The following is a 26,839-nucleotide window of genomic DNA, read 5'->3' as shown; positions in this document are numbered from 1 at the left end:
CTCGGGGACGTGGCCTGGATCTCAGGTGTTTACACGCCAGATGGAATCCGTTGACTTTCCTCAATGACGAATCTTGGATCGCAGCGGAATGTTTTGTTCGATGCAGCACCAGGGTTCACGATTTCGCCTCCCCTTATGGGCCGCCGCCCTGGCGGCAGGGGTGGCGGTGGGGCCCCTCGGACCCGCGGGGGCCCAGGCCTCGCCCCTGCGCCCGTACGAGAACGACACGAAGCGTCTCGTGAGCACCTACTGCGGCAAGTGCCACGGCGAAGGCGACAAGATCAAGGGTGGGCTCGACCTCAGCCGCTTCGGCACCACCGCCGACGTGCTAGCCGACGCGCAGGTGTGGAAGGACGTGCGCGACGCCCTCGAGACCCACGACATGCCGCCCGACGACGCGCCCGCGCCCTCCCCGGCGGAACGCGCCGCCCTGGTGGCCTGGATTGAAGAGGCGTTGAAGGCCATGGCCGAGGGCGGGGCCAGCCCCGGCAAGCCCCTGCTTCGTCGCTTGACCGCGCTCGAATACAACAACGCCGTGCGGGATCTGATGGGCCTCACCCACGACGTATTCCCCGTTCCCAACCGCCTGCGCTACAAGCGCGACTACTTCGACACCAAGTCGCAAAAGATCGCCGACCGCCTCTTGCTCGTCACCTTCGACAACAGCAAGCACTTTTTGCTGCCCGGGGCCAGCTTGCCCCCGGAACGCCGCGCCAAGCATGGCTTCTCCCGTCAAGGCGAAGCGCTTTCGTTTTCCCCGCTGCTGCTCGAAAAGTTCATCGCCCTGGCCCACGACATCGCCCACAGCGATCGTCTTCTCGGTGCGGGCGGCCCCGCTTTGCAAGCCCTGTTTGCCGCGCCCGCCAAGCCCCACGCGCGCAAGGAGCTCAGGCGACGGCTGTTGCCGCTCATCGAGCGGGCGTTTCGTGGTCAGGCCTCCCCTGCCGAACACGCGGCTTATCTTGGCGCAGGCGACAAAGCGCTGCGCCAGGGCCTTTCCTTCGAGCAAAGTCTGAGGACGGCGCTCGAGGCGGTGTTGAGCTCGCCGCGGTTTTTGCTGGTCTCCGAAGACCGTGGTGACAAGGAGGGCGTACGTGCCCTATCCGGGCCTGAGCTCGCCACGCGTCTGGCGCTGTTTCTGTGGTCGAGCCTGCCAGACGACACGCTCCTGGCCGAGGCGCGCGCGGGCCGCCTGGCGACGGACGAGGGGCTCGACGCGCAGGTGACCCGCATGCTGCGCGACCCCCGGGCGATCGCGCTGTCGGACAGCTTCGGCGTGGAGTGGATGCAGCTCGACAAGCTCGCATCGGCGCATCCCGACGAGCTGCTCTTCCCCTCCTACTACTACGGCATCGGCAACACCCGCAGCCTTGGAGAACAGATGGGGGTCGAGGCCACGCTGCTCTTCGACTCCGTGTTGCTGGAGAACCGGCCCCTGGCCACGTTCGTGGACGCCCCCGACCTCTTTGTGGACCGCCAACTGACCAAGCACTACGGCTACTTCCGGAAGTTCCGGACCCACTTTCGCGCCGCCCGTCGGCACTTCACACCCGAGATCGACAAGCGCCAGGGCGACGAGCTGCGCGAGATCTGGTTGCGCCTGCCCGCGCCGGACCGTCGCAGGGGCGGACTGCTCACGAGCGGCGCCGTGCTCACCTTGACGTCGATGCCCAAGCGCACGAGCCCGGTGTACCGTGGGCTCTACGTGCTGGAGGCCATCTTCAACCGTCCTCCGCCCGCTCCCGAGATCGCCGTTCCGCCGCTCGATGCCGCAAAAAAAGAGGGACAGGTGCTGTCCGTGAGGCAACAGCTCGAGCTTCATCGGGCCGATCCGGCGTGTGCCAGCTGCCATGACCGCATCGATCCGCTCGGCTTCGTGCTCGCCAACTTCGACGGCGTGGGCAGTTACGTCACGCAAGAGGCTGGCGTGCCGGTGGATGCCAGCGGCAAGCTCCTCGACGGGCGCAGCTTTCAAGGCCCCGAGGACTTCAAGCAGCTGCTGACCCGCGACATGGCCCCCTTCGCCCGCGGCTTCATCGAGCACCTGCTCTCGTTCGCCACCTGCCGCCCGCTGACGGCCACCGACGACCTGGTGGTGCGGCAGATCGCGGAGAGGACCGCGGGCAACGGCTATCGTTTTCACGACCTACTTCGGGAAGTGGTGAAGAGTGCACCCTTCCGTTTCACCAGCACCCTGGGCCCTTCTTCCACCTCCCGCGTGGCACACCGATGAAACAGCTCTCTCGTCGACACCTTCTGCGCGGCGCTGGCGTCGCGATGTCTCTGCCGCTCCTCGAAGCCATGCTTCCCGCACGGGCCAAGGCAGAGGGGCGTGCCTTGCCAACGAGGCTTGCGTTTATTTACATCCCGAACGGCGTTCGGCTCTCCACCTGGGTGCCCGTACGCACCGGCTCCGATTATGAGCTTTCACCGTCTTTGCAGGCCCTCGCCCCCGTTCGGGACCAGGTGCTGGTGCTCTCAGGCATGGATAGGGTGTTTGCGCCGGGCATCGATGCCCACGCGCAGGCCGCCGCGTGTTGGCTCACGACGTCGCCCGCACACGAGCGGCTCGACGATGGCTGCCCCACGAACAAGACCGTGGACCAAGTGGCGGCCAGTGTGCTCGGAAAGTCCACGCCCTTTCCCTCGCTCGAGCTGTCCTGCAACGACTTCAAGGACAACCGAGAGACCAAGCACTACGAGAAGATCTCCTGGTACGCGCCCGGCCACGCCGCCGATGCGGAAAACAATCCACGGGCTGTCTGGAACCGCCTGTTTGGAACGCCCGAGGGACAAAGAGGCAGCCTGCTGGATCTCGTGGCGGAGGACGCACGCCGCCTGGAACGTCGTTTGGGCCAGGCCGATCGCCACAAGCTCGGTGAGTATCAAACAGCCGTCTTTGCGATCGAGCAGCAGCTCGAGCGGCTGGCGAAGGCGCGTAAACGGCGCAGCCGCGACATCGGCCTGCCGCAGCCCGCGGGCATCCCGGAGGACCGGGGCGCCTACCTGCGGCTCATGGGTGATCTGGTGGTGCTGGCCTTCGAGACGGACCTGACCCGCGTGGCCACCGTGCTCTTCGACCCCGAACGCTGGAATTCCCCCCGCAGCTATCACGGGGTGCTCGACGGCCCGCAAAACCATCACCCCCTTTCGCACGGCGTGGGCACCCGCAACTGGGACGAAGCCATGGAACGCGTGGGCAAGATCGACGCCTTCCACGTCTCGGTCTACGCAGACATCGTGAAGGCGTTGGCTGCACGCAAAGAGCCCGATGGGGCCTCGCTGCTCGATCGCAGCGCGATCGTGCTCGGCTCGGGTATGGGACACGGCCACGTGCACAGCTTCGTGGATCTGCCAACCCTCGTGGCGGGTGGGCTCGGCGGGCGTTTGCAGACGGGCGCGCATCTGCGTCTGCCCGAGGGCACACCGCTTGCCAACTTGTGGCTTACCCTGCTTCAACAGGCAGGCTGCCCCGTTGAAAAAGTCGCCGACAGCACGACGCCGCTGGCCATCACGAGGGCCGCGTGAGCCTGCGCCTTCACCGGACCACCATCGCCCTGTGTCTGCTGACGTCGGGCTGTATCCGTTCGCAGTCCCCCGCCGCTCAGGCTCCCCCTTCCGCCCGGCCGGCGTTCGTCGAGGCGCCGTGGCCCGTGGCCAAGCCCGACGACGAAGGCATCTCTTCAGACGGGCTCTCCGCCCTGGGGCCGTGGTTCGAGTCTCACACGGTGGGCACGCGGACCTCCACGGCGCTGTTTCGCAACGGCAAACTGCTCTGGCAACACCACACGGGGGGCGCCACCCTAGACAGCCTCTGGCATGTCGAAGGTCCGGCGCTCACGGCCACGCTGGTAGGACACGAGCCACACCTGGCTGCACGCCTCGAGCAGCCCCTCCGCGCGTGGATCCCCGATGCGGCTTGGCCCGCAGGGCTTGCGCCCGAGAGCACCTTGGCGCACGTGCTTGCGGGCACCTCCGGCTTCGGCAGCCCCGATGCCCCAGGCGCCGACTGGGACTACGACGAAGAGGCGTTCGCCCTGGTGGCGCCCCTCGTACGGGCGGGCACCACGCCGTCGATCTCCTTGGCGACGGTGGCCTGCCAGTCTTTGGCCCCGCGGCTCGGCGCCACCAGCTGGCGCTGCGCCGATACCCGCGAAGGCCCCGGATACACGGTGCGTTCCACCTTGCGCGATCTGGCGCGGGTGGGAGAGCTCTGGCGGCTCAAGGGCGTCTTCCAGGGAGAGCGGCTCTTGCCCGAAGGCTTCGTTGCCAGCGCCGGCGCCGACCACAGCCGCCCCGACGATTCGTTTTTCGGCTACGGCTGGTTTTTGCGCGATCCGCGGCGTCAGAAGTCCTTCCCCGCCGATCTCGTTTATCACGTGACCCGGGGGCCCGATGGCTCGTCCACCTTGCTTGCCGTCATCCCCGGCTGGCAGATGGTGGTGGCCGTCGGGGCCGATGCCCGCAAGTTCGACTTCACGGAAGACGCCGATCAGCCGCCCCCGGCGATCGCGAAGTTCTGGATGGGCGAACTGCCGAAGGTATTGGCCAGCCCGGTGCCATAGGCCGGTAGCGGGGCCAATCTCAAGAACATATCCCGAGCGGGGCGGAGCAGCTCATGCAATTCATCGAATCCGGGCAGGGGTTGATGTTGCGGACGAGGCAGGAGCGGCCATTGGCGCACCCCGTATCGGGCTGGCAACCCAGGTCGCGGTTGTCGTAGCAGCCGGCCGCCGCAAGCCCCGGCTCCGCGCACCCGGGTTTGAGCCACGTGCACCGTGGATCTGCCGCGAACCCCAAGGACAGTTGCACGGAGGTCCTGGGCAACTTCCGTTTTCGCACGTGGCCCCGAACCAGCGGCATCGCCCTTGGTCGTCGCGATCGCACGCCACGATTCACCTCGAAACGTACCCCCTTTCAAGGCCGCGACGTTTCACATAAATGCCACAGATCGCTCAGGCCAACTCGGAACAGAAAGCGTTGTATAGAACCCAAGAGCCCTCGACCATCATGCGAACTCATCCCGGAAAGCACTCACGCCACCACCGAGATCACCTGCGCCAACCCCTCTTGGGAGGGAACCTGGCCTCCCGGCGGAGCTCACCGCTTCGGTTTGCTGCGCGCTTTTCGCTCGTCGCTGGCGCGCTGTTCCTCCTTTATGCGTACCCGTATCCCCCCCACGGGTTTGCCGATCGCCTCTTCCAACACTACCTCGACGGGTATGCCCGCCTGGTCGCCTTCGCCCTGCAGTTCTTCGAGCCCGATGTGCGGGCGCATGAAGCAGTCATCTTCGGACGCAGCACGCTGAAGATCGTGAAGAGTTGTGATGCGATGGAAGCCAAGCTGCTGATGGCGTCGGCACTCGCGGCGTCTCCCGGTGTTTGGTGGCGCAAGCTCACTGCCATCGCGGTGGGGCTCCTGGTCATGACCGCTGTCAATGTTGCGCGGATCATGATCCTCTACTACGTACGGGTCTACCGGGATGCGTCCTTCGAGCTGTTCCACGTAGAGATTCTTCCCCTCTTCATGATCCTTTCAGCAGGGGCGCTGTTCTTGGCGAGCCTACGATTCCTCCATGCGAGCGATCCCGAACCTCCTCCTCCCTCCCGAGGCAGGGGCGCCTCGGGTCGAGCCCCCAACCTCGCGAGCCCTCATGTCAACGGATAGGCGTCGCAAGCAGCAGCGACCTGCCGCCAGCGATCGAGCGCCCTCGCGTCGGCGTATGTTGGGCGAGTTCTCGGCCCGTTTCTTCATCGCCGCCATTCTGCTGTTGTGGCCCTGGAAGGGCCTCGGCCCTGCCTTCGTGAGCGTCATCGGCGGTCTTCACGCCCCGCTCCTGAACCTCGTGGTCGACGACCCCGCCAGCGTGCTTATCGCACCCGATGCGCGCCACGACTCGTGGAACGCCCTCGTGACAGTCAGGACCGAAGGCCTCTCGCAGGGCCTCGCGCTGGATGTGCGACGAACCCCGTACTTGCCCATGTCGATCCTCGTAGCGTTCATCCTGGCCGTCCCGGGTCTGAGGGCCGAGCGGAGGACCGTGGCCGTAGCGCTTGGTCTCGTTTTGCTGCAGGCGCTGCCCGGGCTTCGCTTGGTGGCACTTTTCGCCGAGCCGGGCCCCCTCAACGTGGTTCACCTCCCAGGCCTGCTGGTCGGATTTTTGGGGGTGATCACGCGCGTCCTGGTCTTGCCGCCGGGAATGGCTTTCGCAATTCCCATCCTGCTCGCCTTGCTTCTGATAGCCGTTCTCGATCCCCGCGCGCTCGTTCGCGCTCAGTTCTCGAGATAGCGAAAGTTGGCGAACTGAGCGCCGTCGGCGTCGACGTCGTCGAGCAGGCTGAGCGCCCCGTCGTCCCCGATGCCCAGCAAGTAGGCGTGGCCCCCGGCCACGATCATGTAACGGCCCGTCTCGTCGATGCCGAAGTCCCGTGCGACACCCATGCCCTCGCGCTTTCCTGCGGCGGTGAGTTGCCCCGTGCTCGTGTTCACGGAGAACACGTAGATCGCGTTCGTGTCTCGTCCGGAGGCATAAACGAACTTGCCGTTGGGAGAGACCTCGATGTGGCCGGCCCACTTCTCGGGGCTGGCCGTCGTGACCTTCTGAAGCTCCGTCAAGGTTCCCTTGGTCGCATCGTAGCTGAACGCGATGACGTGCGTGCCTTGCTCCGCCACCGCATAGGCAAACGCAGCGGTGGGATGAAACGCGAGGTGGCGGGGATCGCTTGCCACGGAAACAGCGGGCGGATTGTTCGCGGTCAGGGTGCCCGAGACCGCATCGAAAACGAACTGCGAGATCTTTTTGTCCTCGCGCGAACACACGAAGACATAGCGCCCGGTTTTATCGAACAGCACCTGGTGAGAGCGCCTCCCGGAGGGGTGAAGGCCCACTGACTCACCGATCTTGCCGTCTTCGGCCACCGGGAAGACCTCCGTATCTGCCGAGTTGTGATGAGCGGCAAAAAGCCATCGACCCGTGGGATGAAGCGCCACGTGGGCCGTATCGCTCCCCTTGACACTTCTTTCGTTGACGAGCGTCAGCAGGCCCGTGGTCGGATTGACCGCGAAGGACTTGACCTTCGAGTTGTTGCCAAAGTCTTCGTTGCTGGCGAAGACGTGACTGTCCCCCGGCAGCCAGGCCATGTAGGACGGACGCAGCTGCCCGTCCACGCGTTGCACTTGCCGGAGCTTCTTCGTCTGCGTGTCAAGCTCGTAGACGAAGATTTTGCCTTCCCGCTGGCCCGAGCCCACGTAGACGAAGGGACGGCCCACGGCCGCAGGTGTGCCTCCCTGACCCGAAGCGCCGCCGCCCCCGCCTCCTGCGCCTCCGCCCGGGGACGCCCCCCCAGCGCCCGCCCCGGCTTTGCCCCCGGCAGCCCCGCCGGACGAGCCGCCCTCGCTCGAGCCGCCTCGTCCGGATTCCGCTTGGCCTCCCGCCCCGCCGCTCCCGCCTCCCGAGCCGCCCCGGGGTGTCGAACCCGCCGTGCCTCCGGAGCCTCCGGGCGCGCCCGCTTGGCCTCCAGCGGCGCCGCCCCGTCCGCCCGTCTCCTCGTCCTCATCAGGCTCCGCCGCGCCGGCGCAGGAGGCCACCGATGCCAGGGCCAGCCACAGAAGAGGACGAAGGGATCGCGTGGTCGCGTGAAGTGAGGAACAGCTCATGGTGGTCTCAGACTGCCAGGCTTCCGCCGGCGAGAAAAGAGCCCCCTCTTTCACACGGTCCGGTGTCGGCTTCGTCTCGTCTTCGTCGGCAATGTGACGCCTCACGAACGCCGTAACGAAAGCGTCCGCGATCCGTCACGCACGGGCCGTCGGCGCTGATTCAGTATGCGCCGTACGCCCCTGCGCTTTCGCGAGGGGCAGGTGACCACTGCTTCGGAGGACAGGATCTCATGAACCACAAAAAGCATGATCTCGAGGAGAGCCAGGCAATCGCCCAGGCGGATTCTCGAGACGCCAACGGTGAATACTTCGGCAACGTCATGCGGGAGCGTATCGCACGCCGCTCGCTGCTCAAGGGCTTCGGCGCAGCAACGGGTGCCGCCATGGTGCCCGCGATCTTCTCGGCCAAGCAAGCCCAGGCCGCCGATCACGGGGCACGCCTGACGTTCTCGCCGATTCTCCCGAACGGTCTCGACGCCATCACCGTTCCCGCCGGCTACACGCACAACGTGGTGGTGGCCTGGGGCGATCCGCTCTTCCCGGGCGTGCCTGGGTTCGACGTCAATGCGCAGTCGCCTGCGGTGCAGGCCCAGCAGTTCGGCTTCAACTGCGACTTCATCGTGCAGATGCCCCTGCCGCCCTGGTTCACACGCCCCTCGCGCTTGCGTTCGTGGGCGCTCGGCGTTCAGTTCCGGCGCCTGTTCACGAAGCCCACCCGTCGGGCTTTGTTGTGGGTGAACCACGAGTACACCTCGGGCTTCGAAATGTTCCCCGGCTACACGGATGCCGCCCCCACCGCCGACCAGGTCAACATCGAGCTGGCCGCGCACGGTGGCTCCTTGGTGACGATCGAGAACACCGCCCAGGGCTGGGTCGTCGACAAGACCTCCCCGTTCAACCGCCGCATCACGGGCGAGACCCCCATGGCGATCGACGGCCCCGCCGCCGGCAGCCTGCTGTTGCAGACCAGCACGGATCCCACGGGCCGTTCGGTCAAGGGCATGCTGAACAACTGCGGGGGTGGCTTCACCCCCTGGGGCACCATCCTGACCGCGGAAGAAAACTTCGACCAGTACTTCGCCAACCGCGCCGGCGCCAGCGCCGACAAACAAGCGCTCTACGCGCGCCTGGCCGCCCCTTCGGGCGCCTCCGAGCGCAAGTGGGAGCGTTTCCACGATCGCTTCGATCTCGGCAAGGAGCCCAACGAGTACGCCAAGTTCGGCTACGTCGTGGAGATTGATCCTTACGACCCCACGTCGACGCCGGTCAAACACACGGCCCTTGGCCGCACCAAGCACGAAGCCGCAAGCTCCACGCTCAGCAAGGCCGGAAACGCCGTGGTCTATAGCGGCGACGACGCCCGCTTCGAGTACCTCTACAAGTTCGTCTCGGCCGGGCAGTTCAACCCCACCGATCGCGACGCCAACATGAGCTTGCTCTCCGAGGGCACGCTCTACGTGGCGAAGTTCAACGCGGATGGCTCTGGTGTGTGGCTGCCGCTCGTGGCCGGACAGGGCCCGCTCACCGCGGCCGCTGGGTTCCCGACCCAGGCCGAGGTGTGTGTGAACACGCGGAAGGCCGCGGATCTCATGGGCGCGACCAAGATGGACCGCCCGGAAGACGTGGACGTCAGCCCCGTCACAGGCAAGGTGTACATGGCGTGCACCAACAACTCGGCGCGCAACGCCGTGGCTGCCGATGCGGGCGAGGTGAAGGCCAACCCGCGCCTCGGCAACCGCTGGGGCCACGTGATTGAGATCAGCGAGGCGAACGCCGACAACGGCTCCCAGACGTTCAGCTGGGAGATCCTGCTGCTCTGTGGCGACCCCGCCATCGCCAGCCAGGGCAGCTACTTCGCCGGGTTCGATCCGAGCCGGGTCAGCAAGATCTCCTGCCCGGACAACCTGGACTTCGATCAGGACGGAAACCTCTGGATCGCCACCGACGGCATGCCGAACAGCCCAGGCTTCACGGGCCTGAACGACGGCATCTTCGCGGTGCCGGTGGAGGGGCCCGACCGCGGGTACGTGCGCCAGTTCTTGAGCAGCGTTCCCGGCGCCGAGGTGGCCAGCCTCAAACACTCGACCGATGACCGCACCTTGTTCGCTTGCATCCAGCACCCAGGAGAAGGCGGGGGCTTGCCCAATACCCTTTCGTCCTGGCCCGACAACACCAACACCCCCCCTCGTCCGGCCGTCGTGGCCGTGCGGCACCTCGCCAATCGCAAGATCGGCAGCTGAGCGACTACAGGAGAAATGCCATGATTCGCATGTCTATGTTTCGAGCCCTTGCCGCCCTGGTGGTGATCGCCACGCTGGGTGCCTGCTCTGGAGAGAAGCCACGGCGTCCGGGAGACCTCGGCGCGGTGGGCCTTGCCATCAAGCTGTCGGAGACGGTGACGGTGAACACCGTGCGCTACTCGATCACCGGTGCTTCGCTGGCACCGCTCGAGGGCAACATCGAGGTGAGCGATCCCGGCGCCACCATCAGCGCCCTCATCGACGTGCCCGCAGGCGTCGGATACACCATCGAGCTGGCGGCCGTCTCCACCGACCTCGGCACGACCTGTCTGGGTGAGGCGGGCTTCGACGTGGTCGCGGGGCAAACGACCTCGCTCGCCATCGTCCTGCAATGCCAAGGGGAAGAGGGCGCAGGCTCTGTCGCCGTCGAGGCGGTCTTCAACAACTGCCCCGTGGCCTCCGACCTCGTCGTGGCGCCTCGCACGGTGGGCGTGGGCGGCAAGCTCATGGTCTCCGGCGCTGCGTCCGACAGCGACGCCGCGGACACGCTCACCTACGCCTGGACCGCCTCGGGCGGTGGCACGTTCGCAGCCACGAACGTGGGCAGCACGTCCTTTGCTTGCGCGGTCGCCGGAACGCACGAGCTGACCTTCACGGTCTCGGACGGCAAGTGCGTGGATAGCCGCACGGTCAGCGTGACCTGCACCCCCTGAGGACCACCCTAGTCCCCCAAGGCCCAGCGCCCCACACGGGCGCTGGGCTTTTTTTGTCCCATGTTTGCCTACGCTGCAACTCGTCTCGAGGCGGCCGTACCCACCTTCCAGACTTCCAGGTGGCTCTGGAAATGGTGGTCCTCGCGACGGTCACAAGCTTCGAAAAGGAAACGGGGGTCGCTTCTTCTTGAAAGCGACCCCCGCCTCGACAGTGAGCCGCTGCTAAACGCGCGCCGCCAAGCCGCTGCGGCGAAGGCGTCGATACACCAGAGCGCCACTCACCAACGCGAAGAACAAAATCCACGCGCCCCCCACAGGCTTCGATCGACCGGCCATCGTACAGCCCGAGCCGCCCTCGTCTCCTGCCGAAGCCGAAGGCTGACCCGCGCCCCCCTGCGCGCCTGCACTTTGACCCCCACCGCCACTTTGACCAGCCGTGCCACTTGCGCCCCCGCTGCCGGCCTCTTCGTCGACGGGCAAACACACGCGCTCGTTTCCACGTTGCCGGCAAGCAAAGCCACTTACGCAGTCTGCGTTCGAGGCGCACACGCGGGTGCAAAAGGACTTGCCATCGGCCTCCACGCACAGCCGGGATTGGCAGTCCGTATTGACGTCACATGCTTCGCCATCCGGCGCGATGATCTCGCCGCCGTCGTTTGCAACGCACTGGCCCGAGGCGTTGCAACTTTGCCCCGAACCGCAATCGTCGTCGTTGTCACACGGATTTGCGGTCATGCCGCCCCCGCCCGGCATGGGAGCTGCCCCGCCGGACGATCCTCCTGCACCCATACCCCCTCCCGAGCCGCCCGAACCGCTCGAGCCGCCCGAGCCTGGGTTCGGCGCAGGCGGCGGCATGTACCCGGAGCAAGTCAGCGAAGGAGGCACACACACGTCGACGCCGCCCGTGTTGTCGGCGGGAACGCAGTTCCATCCGCTGGGACATCCGCCTCCGCAAGCGACGCTGCAGAAGCGCTCTCCCGTCTGATTGTTCGACAGGCAGAAGCCCGTGGAGCAATCGGCCTTCCGTTGGCAAGGCGCGCAGAGGGTGCCATCGCCCGTGCCCCCGCCGTTCGAGCCGCCGGTCCCGGGAGACCCACCGGCCCCGTTCCCACCCCCACTGCCCGGAGCCCCCCCCGTACCGGGCACATCCGGCGTGGGAGCGCCGCCCCCACCGGGGTAGATCTTGCAAATGCCAGCTTCATCGTCGGCGCTCAAGGGAATGATGCCGCCACCGTAACTAGCTTCCATCAAGGCCCCATTGACGCTCGAGTGCCCCAGGCCGAAGTAGTGCCCGCCTTCGTGGGCCAAAATCGTGACGGCGTTCACCTCGGACCGGCTGGCCGTGTTGCCAGGGACCCAGCGGAAGTTGACGCCGTTGAGCCGCATGTGGGCCCGCAAGCATCCCCCGGAGATGCGCGAGGTGGTGGTGCCGATGGTGCCATTGCCACCTGACCAGCCCGACTCTACCCACGCAACCACCGCGTTGGCGTTGCCGGCGGCTTCGCTCGTGGTGCCGCCGTACTGGACTTTGAGGCTCGAGCACGCGGGCTTCGTCCAAAGCTCCATCGCCTTTTTGACTTCGGCCTCCGAGCTCTGGGCACCAAGGTCCGCGGAGGGGGTTCCGAGCTTGTAAGGCACGGGGTTGTCGCAATAGCGCGAGCAGCTGTTCGTGATGCAGGAATACGCCCAGCTGTTGGCTGACGTCAACGTGAGGGCTGCACCCATCACCAGCGAGAGTCCCACGGCCATGCGAGACGTTTTCATCGGACCCCCTCCGCGCCCAGCTTGTTGACAGCGGGAGCCTTCACACCCGGCTCCGTCAGGCGCAGCGCCTTGATGCGGGTACGAAGCTTGTCGAGGCTCACGGCCTTTTCCGCCGGCGGCTCGACCACGCGCATGGCGCCTCGTCGGTTCCATCTGGCCACGGCGATCTCGGAAAGGTCTCTGATGGCCATCGTGTCTCGGCCCGCGCCATCAGCCAGGATGTGGTACTTGCCCTGAGTCATCTCGAGCGTGCGGAAGACATCCTTGCCCTCCGCATCGCGCTGGAGGAACACGACCACCTCTTCGCCTACCGTGTAGTGGGGAGCGCCGGCCACGATGGTCTCGGTGTCGGCGTACCGCCCGCCGAGCTCCCACAAGTGAACGAGCTGCCGCCCTTCGGCCTTACCGCCCAACACTTCCTTCACCTCGAGCCACACATGGGTCCTCGCCTCGAGAGCGCCATCGACCACATGCACACGGCTGCCGATCCTTTGGACTTTACCGCGCACGACCAAGTCGGCACGGACGATGAGGTCGTCCAGGGGAACGTCCACCATGACGGTGGCCTGGGCGGCAGGGGGGTTGAGGGATGCCAGGCCCAAGAGCGCGGCCAGGCCCAACCACGAGGCGTGACGCGCGAGGCGGCGCCGGTGAACAGCAAGGAGCCGAGTTGTCATGAAGAGGTAGGAGGCGAGGCGATCACCGTTCGGGTTAACAAATCGTCACCGACCTCACGGCAACTTGCTATTCGTCAGGTGCCCAATTAGGCCGAAAGAGACGCATTCGTAACCAAAGGTGCGCCCAGCGACCTACTCGTCGGTGGGAGCGGACTTGAAGAGCTGCTCGGGGTCGAGTCCGAGAGACGCCGCGGTGGCCCTGTCGGGGAGGCCCGTCGCGGGGAGATCGTGTGCGCGCTGATACGCGCGAAGGGCCTGTTCTGTCTTTGCGTCGAGGCGGCCGGACAGGCTTTGCTCCGGGCCCTCGAGAAAGCCTGCGCTCTTCAGGCTCTTTTGCAGAGCCATCACCGCCTCCTTCTGCATCAGCGCCCCCGGTGATGCCGCGAGAGGGACACGGGGCTCGGACGGCGGCTGGCTCCGCTCTCCCTGTTCGGGCGACGAGGCTTTCGACTCTTCGGTACGCCCACCCTCACGCCCGGGCTCAGGGGCCTCTTTCGAGGACGTCGTCGTGCGTTCTGGGGCCTTCACACGTTCCGTGTGGCCGCATCCAAGGAGCATCGCCGCGCAGACGCCCCCCTGCACGAGCAGCCTCCCTGGACTTCCCCCTCGCCTGGCTCGGTCAGGGTCGTGGGGCACGGGCCCGCGCGTACGGTGCGTATTCGTCAGCATCATTTGGCTTTCGGTTGCGCCTTCGGAGGGTCTTGCCCCGTCACGGCATCCACGGTTTGTTCCAAGGGCCCCTGGTCTTCCTTGGCGACGTCCGGGGGCACGTTGAAGTAGCCCGACGCAAGCGCCGAAACGAACGCATTCCGGACGACACCCAGCACGGCAGGCCACACTTGAAGGTCAGGGCGCTCGAGCGAGCCCCGAATCGGGATCGTGGTGGCCACGGCGTTTCGACCGGGAACCCGATCGGACGCAAGGTCGATCCCCTGGTCGACGAGCCACGCCTTGAGCGCGTTCGTCCACCCCTCTTCGGCTTGCTCCACCTCGACGTTCTTCAGCACAGGCTTGATACCGCCTTCGATGCGTCCGTCTGCAGCCTTGACTTGCACGAAGAGGTCCAGCGTGCCCTGGCTGGCTTGCATACCGGTGCGCGGCGCCAGCAGATCGAAGAGGCGCGTCAGGGCGAGCTCGCGCATCTCGAAGCGTCCCGCAAAGCGCGGCTTTTCACTGAACAAGTCGATCGTTCCGAAGCCCTGGATCTGCCCCGAGCGTTCAATCGTTCCCGCCATCGACACATTGACGGGTTGACCATCGGCCAAAGCGGCGTGCGTCGTCACGTTCTCCACAACCACGTCGACGTCATGCACCCAGATGCGAGCGACCTCGCGCTGCCCCCCTGCATCTCGACGCGCCTTCGCCCTGTCCTCCTCCGGCCGAGCGGGGACCTTCGCCAGGACCTCCGCATCATGGACCTCGAGCCGCGTGAGACTGACCGGCGGCAGCGCTTCCAGCACCTCCCCAAGGGGCTTGTCGCTCGCGTCCGGCTCGACTTGTGCCACAGGCCCGCCAGGCACACGAAGTTTTGGGCCTCGCACCTCCGCCGTCACCCTCAGCTTGCCTCGCAAGAGCGCGCTTCCGTCCAAAGTCGCGCGTACCTGCTCGGCGAACACCCAGGGCTCGTCCCAGTCTTCGCGGGCGGCGTTCACGACCTTAAGCCTTGTGATCTCGTAGCGGGGAGGAAAGAGCCCCACCGAAACGTCTGCGAAGGCCCCGTCGATCCCCCGGGCATCCCGCAGCGCCTTGCGGGTCGCCCAGCTGGCGAGGGGATCGAGAACGATACGAACGACGATGAGCAGCGACAGGACGAGCAGCCCGGCCACCGCGAGCCATCTCGGCCATCGCGCCCGCCTCGCCTGCGTGCGTTCGGCGCGATCGCGAGACCTCGTGTCACGGGAAGTTTCCATCTGTATCTCTCTGCGCGCCCTGCGGCGCCCCGCATGGTCACCCTGCAGGCGAAATGCCAAAGGCTGACCGGCAAAGCCCCGCTCGGGGCGGCGCCCCGGGGGTCACCGGGCCGTGGCTGCAGGCACGCAGGGGTAACCCCGCGTGCGTCGGCACAAGGCCGAGAACGGCACCCGCAGGGCCTCGCGCCGCTGGCACGTCGTTTGAAGCCGCCCCGGCGTCCGGCAACAACACAGAAAGAAGGCGACATGAAAAAAGCTCTGGGGATGATGTTCGTGGGATTGGTGGGTCTTGGGGGATGGGCCTTGGCGTCTTGTGGCGAGACGGAGGAACTCATCAATTGCCAGCGTGTGTGCGCCCGCTACGAATCATGTTTCGACGACGACTACGACGTGGGCGCGTGCCGCTCTCGCTGCGAGACGCAGTCAGATGAGGAAGCTGGATTCGAAGAGAAGGTCAACGCCTGCGAGTCCTGCATCGACGACGAGTCGTGCACCTCCGCCACGTTCTCGTGCGCCACGACCTGCGCGGGCATCGTGCCCTAAACCGCGGCGGAGGCACCCGACAAAACCCCGGGTGGAAGCCCGGTCGAAACTCTGTGCCCCCCAAAAGCCCTCGGGCAACCCACCCGGGGTGTTTTGGGGGGGGCGGCCTGCGAAAGATGATGCCTGTGGGGCTATTGCGGGCACTAAGGGTCATTCGGAGCGCGAGACGTATGCCCCAGGCTGACACAGAGACATCGGTGGACGACGAGCGGGCCCGTACGGTCTTCGTTAAGGATCTCGCCCCCACGGCGGCCGCGCCCGCCTCCGGCAGCTTCGCCTCTCAGTTCGGGCGCTACTGGCTCCTCGAACGGCTTGGCCGGGGCGGCATGGCGGAGGTGTGGAAGGCCTGTGTGGGAGACGTCAAAAATCCCGAGGGCTTTCTCGTCATCAAGAAGATCCTTCCCCAGTTCGCCCGTTCCGCCTACTTCGTCAGTCTATTTCGGGACGAATCCCGGCTGAGCGCGCGGCTCACCCATCCCAATGTCGTGCGCGTGTACGGCCGCGGGGTCATCGGTGGCATCGACTACCTTGCGATGGAGCATCTGGACGGGGTCGACCTCGGCACGATCCTGGTGCGTTTGCGACGCCTCAACGGGAAGGTGCCTCCCTCCGTTGCGGCCTTCATCGCCTGTGAAGTGGCCCGTGCCCTCGCCTACGCTCACAAGCTCTGTGACGAATCGGGGGAGCCGATGAACCTCATTCACCGCGACGTCAGCCCCGAAAACATCATGCTTTTGCGCGATGGCCGGGTGAAGCTGCTCGACTTCGGCATCGCTCTTTTCGATCAAAGGTCGCCGCGCTCGATCACGCAAGCGAAAACCTTCAAGGGAAAAGCGGCGTACAGCTCTCCCGAACAAGTGGCAGGCGACATCATCGACGACCGCTCGGACGTTTTTTCTTTGGGGGTCGTCATGTGGGAGATGCTCACGGGGCAGCGGCTCTTCGGAGGAGGCGATCATGCCACCACCGTTTCGCGGCTCATGCGCGCGGAGATCCCCCCCGTCTCTCGTTTTGCCCCCACCGTGTTTCCCACGCTCGAGGTGGTGGTGCAGCGCGCGTTGTCCCGATCTCTCGGGCGGCGATACCAAAGCGCGCACGCAATGGTCAAAGACCTCGAGGCGATCTTGATCGCTCACCCTCTGGATGCGCAACAGCTCCACAAGACGATCGAAGGCGCGCCCCTTACCGAGGCAGCCCCCGCCTTGGCAGAGGGGGACCCACGACGCGCAGCCGCATGCCTTCCACCCGCACGCGACGGCCACACCTCCTTTGGCGCCGCCTCGGCGCGGCGGGGCATCAGGCTGACGCTGTGCCTGGCAGCGCTCGTGGTGGCGGGTCTTGCGGCGTGGCCCTTCACCGCCAAGGGCAGACGACTCTTCGACGAACAGGCATTGGAGTTGCGCCCGTACGCCCCAAAGCCTCCGCCGGCGGCGCCCGCAGACGCGCGGAATTCCCCTCCGACGGTGCGTCCGCTCGCCCGCTGAGACGTGCACGGCAGACTGGTTTCCGACGGGTTTCGCCTCATCACGACCGATGACGGCGCCCCTCGGGAGCGATATACCGGGTGGCCATCCCCGCACCATCATGTCGATCGTCACGCGCTTCTCCAAGCTTGGTCGCCGCCACGTCATCATCAGGCTGGCCAAAATCCTGGTACTCGCCACCGCCGCATACGGGGCCGTGGGCTTTGGGCTCGTGCCCCTCGTCGCCCGACGGTTGGCCTCGTCACAGCTCTCGAAGCGCCTGGGAAGAACGGTCCAAATCGACCACCTGCGCATGAACCCCTTCGCGCTTTCCGTCACGATCGAAGGGTTCAGGGTGCTCGAAGCCGATGGGCAGTCCCCCTTCGTGGAATGGAGGCAGCTTTACGTCAACGCCGAACTGTCCTCGGCTTTTCGCTTGGCGCCCGTCCTGCGGCAGATCCGCCTCGACGGGCTGCGCCTTCACGTGGCGCGCCTCCACGCGACCCCCGGAGCCTACGCTGACCTCGATGCGTACAACGTCTCCGACCTCTTCCGCCGCCTTGCCCCGGTTGACGGCGCCGCCCTACCCAAAACTTCACCGCACGAGGCGGACGCAGTCGCCCCAACGCGCGCCGCAGAGCCCGCCGCGCGCTTTTCGTTCAACAACATCGAGCTCGTCGACGCCGCCTTGACCTTCGAGGATCGGCCCACGGGCAAGCGCCACGGCCTCACCGAGCTCAACCTGGCGATCCCCTTCGTCTCGAATCTGCCGGTTCACGTCGAGAACCTCGTTCAGCCTGGCCTGCGGGTGCGCGTCGACGGGGCGCCGTTCGCGATCAAGGGTCAAACGAAGCCCTTCAAGGAAACCCAGGAGAGTAACGTGGACCTGCGCATCGACGATCTCGACCTCACCCAGTACCTCGCCTATGTGCCCCTGCCCCTACCTGCCGTGGTCGCTTCGGCGTTTCTCGATCTCGATCTTCACGCGGCCTTCGCACGCACGAAGACGCCCACGTTCGTAGTCAAGGGCCGCGTGGCCCTCGAGCGTATCGCGGTCCGCGACCAGCGGGGCGCGCCCCTGCTCGATCTCTCCCAGCTGGAAGTGGTCGTGGGCAAGGCGGACGTGGGGGCGCTCGACGTCGTGGTCGACCAAGTCAACATCACAGGTCTAGGGCTCGAGGTCGAACGGGGCGTTGACGGACGCCTCAACCTGGAGACGCTGAAGCCCCCCGCCGCGCCGCCACGAGCGCCCTCCCGAACGCCCACAGCCGCGCTTGCTCGCATCACCGTCGCACGCGGGGCGCTCGCCGATGCCAAGATTCACTTTCGCGATCGCACGGTCACACCTGCCTTCGAGGTCGACCTCGCGCCCACCCTGACCGTGCACAATCTGTCCACGATCCCGGGAGAGCGGGGCCGTCTCGAAGCCCAGCTGGCATCGAGCGTGGGCGTCTCTTTGGCGAGCAGCACCTCGATTCAGCTCGAGCCTTTGGCGCTCGAGGGCCGTGTCACGCTCGAAGCGCTTCGCCTTGCAGCCTTCGCGCCCTACGTGACCCCTCTCGCAGCGCTCACAGTGCGCCGGGGCGCAGTGCGAGCGGGCGCCACCTACCAGCTCATGAACCAAGGCGGCGCGCCGGCGCTCGGGCTCGAGGGAGCCTTCTTCACGCTCTCAGACGTGGCGCTGCAGGCGGACGGCGCCAAGGCAAACTTCTTCGAGCTCGAGACGCTGGCCATCGAGCAGGTCAAACTCGACCCGAAAGCCCGCAGCTTGTCGGTGGGAAAGCTGGCCTCGAAATCCCTCCGCCTCGATGCCGAGCGGGCCGCGGACGGAACCTCGAGCCTGCTCGCGCTCATCAAGGCACCACCACAGGGCGCGGGAAGCACAGCCGGTGCAGGCCCGCCTGCCCCCGCGACAGAGCCCGCACCACCCGCCGAGCCCGCCTGGTCGCTTGCGCTTGGTGAAGCGCTCGTGTCGGACTGGAACGTGCGCCTCGTCGACAAAACCACGCGCCCTGCCGCGCGGCTGGTGCTCGACCTGCGTGAGGCCTCGGCCCGCGGCTTTTCGACCGAAGCCAACCGCAAGGGCCGCTTCGAGGTCCAGTTGGCCTTGAACAAGCGAGGCCGGCTCCAGGTGTCCGGCGACGCCGCGATTCAGCCCCTCGCGCTCGATGCCAGGCTGACCCTGAGCGATCTGGCCTTGGTGCCGTTTTTCCCCTACGCCGCCCAGGCGGTGAACCTGAAGCTCACCGAAGGCGCCCTGGGCGTCAAGGGCAGGGTTCAGCTGCAAGTGCCCGAGACGGGGCCCAAACTTCGCTTCACGGGCGACGTGAACATTGCCGAGGTTGCCACGGTCGACCCGAGCGGTACACGCGAGCTTCTCAGCTTTTTCGGACTCGACCTGCGCCGCATCGACGCCTCCTTCGACGAAAGCGCACAGCCTCCCCTCCGGCTGACCATGGCCGAAGGGGTGCTCTCCGGGCTTTCCGCCAACGTGGAGCTTTCGCCCGAGGGCACCTTGAACGTCACCGCCTTGACCCCCGCCGAGGCCAAGCCCGACGCGCCGACAACCCCGGCCCCGGCGGCACCCACCAAACCCAGCCCCGAAGCGTCCGCAGCGCCGATGCCCCTCTCCGTAGCGCGCTTCGCCCTCACCAACGCAAAGATTAGGTACACGGACAGCAGCGTCCGCCCCGCCTACGCCACCGAGCTCACCAACCTGAACGCCACGCTCGAGAACCTGTCGACCAGCCCCGAAGCACGCACCCGCCTTACCCTCTTCGGCGTCATCGACAAGTCGGGAACGCTCGAGGTGCGCGGCGTCGCCACGCCTCTCGCCAAAGCGCCTTCGCTCGACCTGCAGGTTGAGGTCAAGGAAGTCGAGCTGCCTCCTGCCAGCCCGTTTTCGGGAAAGTACGTCGGCTATACGATCGCAAAGGGAAAGCTCGGGCTGAAGCTGGCCTACACTCTTGCGGACAAGCAGCTCGAGGCCCAAAACAACTTGATCGTCGACCAGCTCTCGTTCGGGGAGAAGGTCGAAAGTCCTGATGCCACCAACCTGCCGGTGCGCTTCGCCGTGGCGCTGCTGAAGGATCGCCACGGCGTCATCGATCTCAGCGTTCCCATCTCGGGGTCCCTCGACGACCCCAACTTCAAGATAGGCGCGGCGATCTTCAAGGTTCTCGGCAACCTGATCGTCAAAGCGGCGGTTTCCCCGTTTTCGCTCATCGCCTCGGCGTTCGAGGGAGACGACGAATCTTCGTTCGTGGTCTTCGACCCCGGCGCGGATGTCTTGACGGCCAAGGCGATCCAAAAGCTGTCGATGCTCTCGAAGGCCTTGCAAGACAGGCCCGGCGTTTCACTCGAGCTCGAAGGCCACGCGGACGCCGCCAAAGACCGTTCCGCCTTGCGGCAGCGCCTGGTCGAGCTGAAGTTGAAGCAAGCGAAGTTCGAGGACCTCGAAAAACAGGGCGAGGCCCCGAAGACGGCGGATGAGGTCGTGCTGGCCGGCCCCGAACACACGGAGCTCGTTCGCCGCGTCTACGTCAAGGAGCCCTTCACCAAACCAAAGACCTTCTGGGGAGGGGTGAAAGAGGCGCCCGTCGACGTCATGGAGAAGGCGATCGCCGACCACATCCGCATCGACGACGGAGAGCTGGAGCGGCTCGCCACCCGCAGGGCGCTTGCCGTCAAGCAAACCATGACCAAGCAAGCGCCCGAGCTCGCACCCCGCCTCTTCCTGGTCTCGCCGCGCCTCAACCCCGAAAACCGCAAGTTGAGTCACGCGGCCGAGTTCAAGTTCAAGCGGGACTGAGGGGCAAAGGTCTACGGCCCCTTGCAGGCGCCACGCGCCAGGTACCCCGTGCCCGCGGCTGCGGCATCGCAGGCGTTGCCATAGGTCTGGCCGTCGCAGCCACACACGGGGTCCCACACATCAGGGCAGCCCGATGGACGCGGTTTACAAACCGCAGTGGCATCGGCAAAGCCGCAGATGCCCTCCTCTTCGTACGCACAATACTCGCTGGGGCTGCACGTGTTGCCGAGGCGTGCACCGCAGCCCTTCGGCTCTGCCTGGCACGCGCCTTCGGCGGCAACAGCCGCGCCACGGGCGTGGGCCTCGCAGGCGTTGCCATACGTCTTGCCATCGCAGCCACACACGGGCGCGTACACCTGGGGGCAGCGCTCGGGACGAACGCGGCACGTTCCACCGGCGTCAGGTAGGCGGCACGCCCCCACCTCGCCTTGATGATAATCACAGTACTCGTTGTCCTCGCAGGAAAGCCCCGCGATCCCGCCGCACGTACGGGGCGGCGCACAGGGCGTTGCCAAGCAGGTGACCACGCCGTCCTCGCAACGGCAGGCCTGACAAACTTCCTTCGTGGGGACCGTCTGACCTGCGCCGTAAACCACGCCATCGACGAGACAGCCCGTGGGGGGCAAGCAGGCCTTCTCCGTACACGCGAGCGCCCCTGAGGTGCACGAACACGCGTTGCAGCCGTCGGGCGCCGGGATCCCGCGGCTGCCGTTCGGGTAGTGCACCCCGTTCAAGGAGCACGCATCAGTGCTACAGGCCTTCCGCGTACAAACCAGGCTTCCGCCCACGCACTCACAGGTGTTGCAGCCGTCCTCGGCAGCGAAGGGGGCGCCACCATTCGGGTAGAGCTTTCCCCGCAGCACGCACACCGGATCGGCGGGCGGCGTGCACGCTGAGGCCAACGCCCCGAACACGCCCAAGGCGGCGAGCGCGAGCAGGCCGCCGCCACGAACGGGCGGGCACAAAGATCGGAACAAAGGCAAAACGAACGTCTCGGTCTGGTGCATGAGAACTCCCCCTGCGAAAGTCCACTTTAGTCTGCAAAGAGGGCGCCAGTCACGTCAGGGCCGCCGCAGGGCCGGGGCTCCGCTTGGAAACGCAGGCGGCGGCCTCGGGTTTTTGAGAGGCCAGGGCTTGCCGCTTCAGATTTTCGAGGAGGCGCGCGCGCCCAGGCGTGACGCTTGCCCGGGGGCAGCGGCCGGCTCCCTCAGGCGGCGGCCTTCAATCCATCGGCGCTGCCGCTGCCCGCAAGGTCTGATCGATCACCTCTTGAGGGACGTCAAGCGCGCTCGCCACACCCGCCATGACTTCGTACTCCGCGTCGTCGACCTGGCCATCCGCGCCCGCGATCACGGTCAGGTGCTGAACCAGCTGCGCCCGCTTGGCCAGGGGAAAACCTCTGACCTCGGCCAACACGATCTCGAGCTCGCCCGGGCGGGCGTCAGTTCCGGAAGACGCGGCCACCGCGCGCGCGCCCAGCAACGCCCGCAGCGCGTGCAGCTCCGTGGGTGACGCCCCCTCGTGGGCTTGGGCCACGGCCACGCCCCCGAGGTAGAGCGCACGCCGCAGCCGTTCGGATTCGGGCGTGGTTTCTTCCAGGTAAGACGGCTCCATGAGCGCCAGATCGGCTTCGACCACACGCTCGACCTCCTCCATCTCCATATCGCCCCCCGTGCGCCCCAAAGCCCGGGCCAGCACGGCCGAACGCGCGAAGGCCAACAGCGCCCGTACGCGCACCGGGGTGTAGGGGTGCGTGGAAAAGCAGTCCAGGGTGTCGTCATCGTGCTCGCGGATGGTGGCGGAGGGGGCTGAAGCGATGGCTTCGATTTGGCTCGCGAAGGCCTGCAAATCCACCTGAAGGGAGGGCCGTGCCAGCCCGCTCGCCAGCTTGAAGAAGGCAGTGGCTGCCACGTCGGCATCCCTGCAGCACAAAAGCCCCGCGCGATCGGCCGAGACCTCGGCCGCGCGGCACCACACGTAAAGTTTCAACTGCGCCGCTCGTGAGACCAACGTCCCTCCGATGTCTTCGATGGTTGCCGTGATGGGCATCGGAAGGTCGTGATGGCGAAACAGCGCATGCCCAAGCTCATGCCCCATCACGAAGCGAAGCTCCTCGGGGCTAAACTCGTCGAGCAGGCGCGCCGTGAGCCCCACGACCAGGGGACCCGAGCGCCCGCGCGCGCAGAACGCGCCGTAGACGGGCTCTGGGCGCAAAAACACCTCGACCGGTTCGCGAAAGCCCAGCGCGTCCCGACAATCGGCCAGGGCCGCACTCACCTGGGGCGCCATGTGGCGCGACAAACGAATCGACTCGGCGAGCAAGGCCCGCCTGTGACGAAACCCGTACCCGCTCGCCTTCTCCTCGTAGCGAGCCAGCGCTTTCTCCACGCCCCGATCGCGGCGCAGCGCCTCGAAGAGCTCGCGGTCGCGCCGGGCGCGGATCTCGGTGACCTCGAAACCCATCAGGTTTGGTACTTGATGGCGAGCACTTCGAGCGACTTTTGCGCCAACGCGTCGTCGATCCCCAGGATTCGTTGCATGGCCTCCAAAAGCTCCTCTTCGGCCTCGTCGATGTCACCGCTCGACATGGCGATGTCCGCCGCCAGCACGAAGGCCTTTTTCCGCACCGCCTCGCTGGAGATCTCCCGCAGAGCCCCCACGGCCTCCTTTGCCGAGGTGAATTTCGCGCGCAGTTTCTGGGCATCGCCCATCAAGCGGTCGAAGCCGTTCTCGTCCAGCTTCCGGAACTCGGGCAGGGTGTTGACGAAGGCCGTCAACGTCGCGCCCTCTGACCCTTCGACGACACCATCGACGCCGGCCATCAGCATCATGCTGTGAAGCAAGAGCAGGTCGTCGGTTGGCTTTTTCGTGGGTGTAGCCCCCATCAATCGTCCCAGCAGTCCCATGGCGTCGTTCCTCCGTCTCGGGTTGTCGGGGCACGCGACGCCCCGTTGCGGCGTCTACTATAGCCGAAGCCGGGTGCTGATTGAAGCCTCCCTTTTTCACGGACAGCGGGTCGAGGGGCGCACGAGCCCGAAGCTGAGGTGGCGCAGCCAGCGGCCCTCGGGACCGTTCGCCCTGATCCACGCTCGCCCGTCGGTGCTCCTGAAAAAGCGCGTCCCGTCCGCCGCCACGGCGACGAAGGTTCCGTCGGGGGCGCGCACCACGCGGTCCACTTTGCCTTCGCCCCCTTCCAAGCGCTTTTCAGCCCACGTGAGGCCATCAGCGCTCTCATGCATACGATCGCCTTCGTAGACCACGAACGCGTTTCCCGTCCAGAGGAGCGACCGCGCATCGGAGCCAGTGGCGCCTGAGGAACGCCAGCTGCGGCCACGATCGACGGATCGGCAGGTTTTACCGTCGCGGCCTACCGCCACGCAGGTGCTTCCGTTGCACGCGAGCCCACCTTCCCGCTGCTGCGCAAAAACACAGTCGGGAAGGTTGGTGACGGCCCACGACGCCCCCCCATTGTCGGAGCGTGCGAGTTGGCGCTCTTCGGCGCTTCCTCCCGCGCCCGCGTAACCCACGATGAACACATCGCCGCGCCCCGCGGGGGCAGGCAGCCCGACGATGCGCCGCACATGCACTGTCCAGGGAGGCATCGCAACAGACTCCCACGTCACCCCGTCCGCCGAGCGCATCGGCCGACGTGAGTCGACCGTCAGGAAGGCCGTGCCATCGAAGCCCGCTCCCGCGTATCCCTCGGTGTTGGTGGCCACCTCCTTCCACGCGACCGCATCCGCACTCGTCAGGACGCGCCCCTTGGCGCCCCAGCCGAACGCGGCCACGAAGCGGTTGTTCCCGGCGGCGAGCCCTTGAGGCACGCCATCGCTGTGGTGCTCATCCCCGGCGCCGCCCTCTTGGGCGTCGAACCAGCTTCGGCCGTCGTCACACGACACGGCGATCCGGCGCCCTGCACCAATCGCGACGAACACAGGCACCACCCGCGCCGCCTCGTCCTGGTCGTCGAGGTCGGGCGCGCTCGTTCCCGCACCACCGCCGGCGTTGTCAGGCTCCTGCACGCTGCCTGCCGCGCCCCCGCTCGCGGGCGTGGTTGCGGGGCGGCCACCTGCCCCGGCCTGCCCGGCTGCCCCAACGCCGCCCGAACCTCCCCGCCCCCCACCACCACCTGCTCCTCCCCAAGGCTTTCCGCCCTGACCGCCCGTCCCTGCGGCGCCACCGGCTTCGTCGACCGCCGCGCCGGGCTCGCCTGCAGGTGCATCGTCAGTCGTGGTGACGATCTCCCCTTCGCACCCCAAGGGCGCCACGAGCATGACGAAGACCAAGACCCCGCGCACGAGCGGTGCGCTTGCACGGGGCACGGCCCCTCGCGAGCCAGCCACGGGGAAAAACATTGAAGGCGATTTGAACAAGCTTTGCCTCGATGATGATTGACTTGGTTCGTGCGGAAGACACCGCGACGTCGAACTTCAGTGGCCAAGACCGTGGACCTTCATGAACCAAGGCGCAACCCGAACTCGCAATTTGTCGCGCAATTCTCTCACGCGAGCTCACCTGGCATCACAAAGGACACGAACAAGCGTTCCTACGTTTACTTGCAGACAAAAAGCCTAGGTTGAAGACACAGGCTCGTTGCCTTTCAAGGGTTCATCACGACGAGATGAACACACGCTTTCGAAGTGCTCTATATGAGTCGTTCGTCAGCAATCTCACTGTCAGACAATTGACGAGTCGATCGAGCGCCCGCCGCCACAGTTGGATTCATGGGCTCTGACGAACTATCCTCCCCTCATGCACAGGAACTCGAGGCACTCCCCCAAGCTGACCACGGCGGCGGCCCTCGCGCTGGCGCTCGGTGGGTCGCCGGTTTTCGCGACGGCCGAAGGGACGTCCGCTCCGCGCGACGGATCGGACCGCTCCGGTGAGGACTTCCTGAACCGCGCTGCCAAGGAAGAGGGTGCCCGCAAGCTACTCTCGGGCGTCGTCTTCAAGAGTCTCAGCAAGGTCAAGCACGGGCGCTCTCCACGCACGACGGACACGGTCCGTGTCCACTACCGAGGAACGCTGACCGACGGAACGGAGTTCGACAGTAGTTACAACCGCGACGAGCCCGCCACCTTCGCGCTCAGCGATGTCATTCCGTGCTGGACTCAAGGGGTTGCGGTCATGAAGGTGGGGGAAAAAGCCCGCCTCGTGTGCCCTGCAGCAACCGCCTACGGAACCCGAGGAAGCCCTCCCGACATCCCCCCGAACGCGGTCTTGGTGTTCGAGGTGGAGCTGCTGCGCATCGAGCGCTAGCTTCCTCCAAGGAAAGGAGCCCGCGCAGGTATCGAAATCTGCGTACGGAAGGACCCGTGGGTCGGGGTGGACGGATTCGAACCGCCGGCATCCTGCTCCCAAAGCAGGCGCGCTACCAGACTGCGCTACACCCCGATCCCCCAGCCGTGACGACCGGGGACACGGTTGATACTACACCCCGCGAGCCGCCGCCAGCCCTCAACGACTGACGAGCCCCTGCGCGTGCAGCGCCGCGCCCAGCGCCTGGAAGGCCGACGCCCGGTGCGACAGCTGGTTTTTCATCTCGAGATCGATGTCCGCCATGGTCTTGCCCAAAGCAGGCAGCCAAAAAAGAGGATCGTAGCCGAAGCCACCCTCACCTCGAGGCGCCGTGAGGATCTCCCCCTCGCAGGCCCCCGCCCGGACCAGGCAAAGCCCCCGCGCGCCATCCACGAAAGCGGCGCAACAGCGGTAACGCGCCGGGCGCGGCGCGGCCACGCCCGCGAGCGCGGCGAGCAGCTTCTGATTGTTGCGGCCGTCGTCACACGGCTCGCCCGCGTAGCGGGCAGAGCGCACGCCTGGCGCGCCGTCGAGCGCGTCGACCTCGAGCCCCGAATCGTCGGCGATCGCCGGAAGGCCCGTAGCGCGCGCGGCTTGCTCGGCCTTGACGCGCGCGTTGTCCTCGAAGGTGTCCTCGTCTTCCACCAGCGGGGTGCCAGGCGCCACCACGTCGATGGACACGAGCTCCACGCCGAGATCGGCCCAGAGCGCGGCGATCTCCTTCACTTTGTGCCCGTTGCGGCTAGCGACCACGATCTTCATGG

Annotated in this window: 21 protein-coding genes and 1 tRNA gene; 11 read left to right on the top strand and 11 right to left on the bottom strand. The window is 66.4% G+C overall.

Features of this window, described 5'->3' with window-relative positions; all coding sequences use genetic code 11:
- Positions 1-88 precede the first annotated feature (88 nt).
- The 5 genes from KA712_10100 (at position 89) to KA712_10080 (ending at position 6,289) form a co-directional block, all read left to right on the top strand.
- Positions 89-2,233 (top strand): DUF1592 domain-containing protein, encoded by a 2,145-nt coding sequence (locus KA712_10100; protein MCG5053297.1) that lies wholly within the window; start codon positions 89-91, stop codon positions 2,231-2,233.
- Positions 2,234-2,277: 44 nt separating this feature from the next.
- On the top strand, positions 2,278-3,528 hold the full coding sequence (locus KA712_10095) for a DUF1552 domain-containing protein (protein MCG5053296.1): 1,251 nt from the start codon (positions 2,278-2,280) through the stop codon (positions 3,526-3,528).
- Entirely contained in the window at positions 3,525-4,565 is a 1,041-nt protein-coding gene (locus KA712_10090; GenBank protein ID MCG5053295.1) for a serine hydrolase, read from the top strand. The genes KA712_10095 and KA712_10090 overlap by 4 nt, the downstream gene beginning before the upstream one ends.
- Before the next feature lie 445 nt (positions 4,566-5,010).
- Positions 5,011-5,667, top strand: coding sequence for an archaeosortase/exosortase family protein (locus KA712_10085; protein MCG5053294.1), 657 nt, complete (start codon positions 5,011-5,013; stop codon positions 5,665-5,667).
- A complete protein-coding gene (locus KA712_10080) occupies positions 5,654-6,289 on the top strand; it encodes a hypothetical protein (GenBank protein ID MCG5053293.1) in 636 nt (211 codons plus the stop codon). The genes KA712_10085 and KA712_10080 overlap by 14 nt, the downstream gene beginning before the upstream one ends.
- Here the strand turns inward: KA712_10080 and KA712_10075 are convergent.
- Complete coding sequence (locus KA712_10075) at positions 6,274-7,656, bottom strand: lactonase family protein (GenBank protein MCG5053292.1); 1,383 nt, start codon at positions 7,654-7,656, stop codon at positions 6,274-6,276. The genes KA712_10080 and KA712_10075 overlap by 16 nt on opposite strands.
- A 230-nt stretch (positions 7,657-7,886) precedes the next feature.
- Between KA712_10075 and KA712_10070 the strand changes: the two genes are divergently transcribed.
- Together KA712_10070 and KA712_10065 are read left to right on the top strand one after the other, a co-directional pair.
- Positions 7,887-9,896 carry a PhoX family phosphatase gene (locus KA712_10070; protein ID MCG5053291.1) on the top strand — a complete coding sequence of 670 codons (2,010 nt, stop codon included), beginning with the start codon at positions 7,887-7,889 and terminating at the stop codon, positions 9,894-9,896.
- Positions 9,897-9,916: 20 nt separating this feature from the next.
- A complete protein-coding gene (locus tag KA712_10065; GenBank protein ID MCG5053290.1) occupies positions 9,917-10,609 on the top strand; it encodes a PKD domain-containing protein in 693 nt (230 codons plus the stop codon).
- Between the two features lie 222 nt (positions 10,610-10,831).
- On the opposite strand, the gene KA712_10060 is transcribed toward KA712_10065, so the two are convergent.
- From KA712_10060 to KA712_10045, 4 genes are all read right to left on the bottom strand, one after another.
- A complete protein-coding gene (locus tag KA712_10060) occupies positions 10,832-12,373 on the bottom strand; it encodes a matrixin family metalloprotease (GenBank protein MCG5053289.1) in 1,542 nt (513 codons plus the stop codon).
- Complete coding sequence (locus KA712_10055; protein MCG5053288.1) at positions 12,370-13,050, bottom strand: hypothetical protein; 681 nt, start codon at positions 13,048-13,050, stop codon at positions 12,370-12,372. The genes KA712_10060 and KA712_10055 overlap by 4 nt, the downstream gene beginning before the upstream one ends.
- Positions 13,051-13,182: 132 nt before the next feature.
- Positions 13,183-13,395, bottom strand: coding sequence for a peptidoglycan-binding protein (locus tag KA712_10050; protein MCG5053287.1), 213 nt, complete (start codon positions 13,393-13,395; stop codon positions 13,183-13,185).
- Between the two features lie 323 nt (positions 13,396-13,718).
- The gene (locus KA712_10045) at positions 13,719-14,960 is read right to left on the bottom strand and encodes a DUF748 domain-containing protein (protein MCG5053286.1); all 1,242 of its coding nucleotides are present in this window, start codon (positions 14,958-14,960) and stop codon (positions 13,719-13,721) included.
- A 246-nt stretch (positions 14,961-15,206) separates the two neighbouring features.
- On the opposite strand from KA712_10045, the gene KA712_10040 reads away from it, so the two are divergent.
- From KA712_10040 to KA712_10030, 3 genes are all read left to right on the top strand, one after another.
- Positions 15,207-15,503, top strand: a complete 297-nt coding sequence (locus tag KA712_10040; protein ID MCG5053285.1) for a hypothetical protein — start codon at positions 15,207-15,209, stop codon at positions 15,501-15,503.
- Between the two features lie 170 nt (positions 15,504-15,673).
- Entirely contained in the window at positions 15,674-16,987 is a 1,314-nt protein-coding gene (locus tag KA712_10035) for a serine/threonine protein kinase (GenBank protein MCG5053284.1), read from the top strand.
- Between the two features lie 100 nt (positions 16,988-17,087).
- Positions 17,088-20,777 (top strand): DUF748 domain-containing protein, encoded by a 3,690-nt coding sequence (locus tag KA712_10030; protein MCG5053283.1) that lies wholly within the window; start codon positions 17,088-17,090, stop codon positions 20,775-20,777.
- 11 nt (positions 20,778-20,788) lie between these two features.
- On the opposite strand, the gene KA712_10025 is transcribed toward KA712_10030, so the two are convergent.
- From KA712_10025 to KA712_10010, 4 genes are all read right to left on the bottom strand, one after another.
- Positions 20,789-21,133: a hypothetical protein gene (locus tag KA712_10025; protein ID MCG5053282.1), complete on the bottom strand. Its 345-nt coding sequence runs from the start codon at positions 21,131-21,133 to the stop codon at positions 20,789-20,791.
- Positions 21,134-21,998: 865 nt separating this feature from the next.
- Complete coding sequence (locus tag KA712_10020; GenBank protein ID MCG5053281.1) at positions 21,999-23,240, bottom strand: M48 family metallopeptidase; 1,242 nt, start codon at positions 23,238-23,240, stop codon at positions 21,999-22,001.
- Positions 23,240-23,683 carry a TerB family tellurite resistance protein gene (locus KA712_10015; GenBank protein MCG5053280.1) on the bottom strand — a complete coding sequence of 148 codons (444 nt, stop codon included), beginning with the start codon at positions 23,681-23,683 and terminating at the stop codon, positions 23,240-23,242. Before KA712_10015 ends, KA712_10020 begins: the two co-directional genes overlap by 1 nt.
- 96 nt (positions 23,684-23,779) lie before the next feature.
- Positions 23,780-25,120 carry a hypothetical protein gene (locus KA712_10010; GenBank protein ID MCG5053279.1) on the bottom strand — a complete coding sequence of 447 codons (1,341 nt, stop codon included), beginning with the start codon at positions 25,118-25,120 and terminating at the stop codon, positions 23,780-23,782.
- 409 nt (positions 25,121-25,529) lie between these two features.
- Here KA712_10010 and KA712_10005 point away from each other — a divergent pair, with 409 nt between their 5' ends.
- The gene (locus KA712_10005) at positions 25,530-26,036 is read left to right on the top strand and encodes an FKBP-type peptidyl-prolyl cis-trans isomerase (protein ID MCG5053278.1); all 507 of its coding nucleotides are present in this window, start codon (positions 25,530-25,532) and stop codon (positions 26,034-26,036) included.
- A gap of 61 nt (positions 26,037-26,097) precedes the next feature.
- On the opposite strand, the gene KA712_10000 is transcribed toward KA712_10005, so the two are convergent.
- Positions 26,098-26,171: transfer RNA gene (locus KA712_10000), tRNA-Pro, on the bottom strand.
- Positions 26,172-26,234: 63 nt separating this feature from the next.
- Positions 26,235-26,837 carry an RdgB/HAM1 family non-canonical purine NTP pyrophosphatase gene (rdgB, locus tag KA712_09995; protein ID MCG5053277.1) on the bottom strand — a complete coding sequence of 201 codons (603 nt, stop codon included), beginning with the start codon at positions 26,835-26,837 and terminating at the stop codon, positions 26,235-26,237.
- Between the last annotated feature and the right edge of the window lie 2 nt (positions 26,838-26,839).

The organism is Myxococcales bacterium, assembly GCA_022184915.1.
Taxonomy (GTDB): Bacteria; Myxococcota_A; Polyangia; order Fen-1088; family Fen-1088; genus JAGTJU01.
Note: the sequence above shows the minus strand (reverse complement) of the source record. Positions and strands in the feature narration are given on the sequence as shown.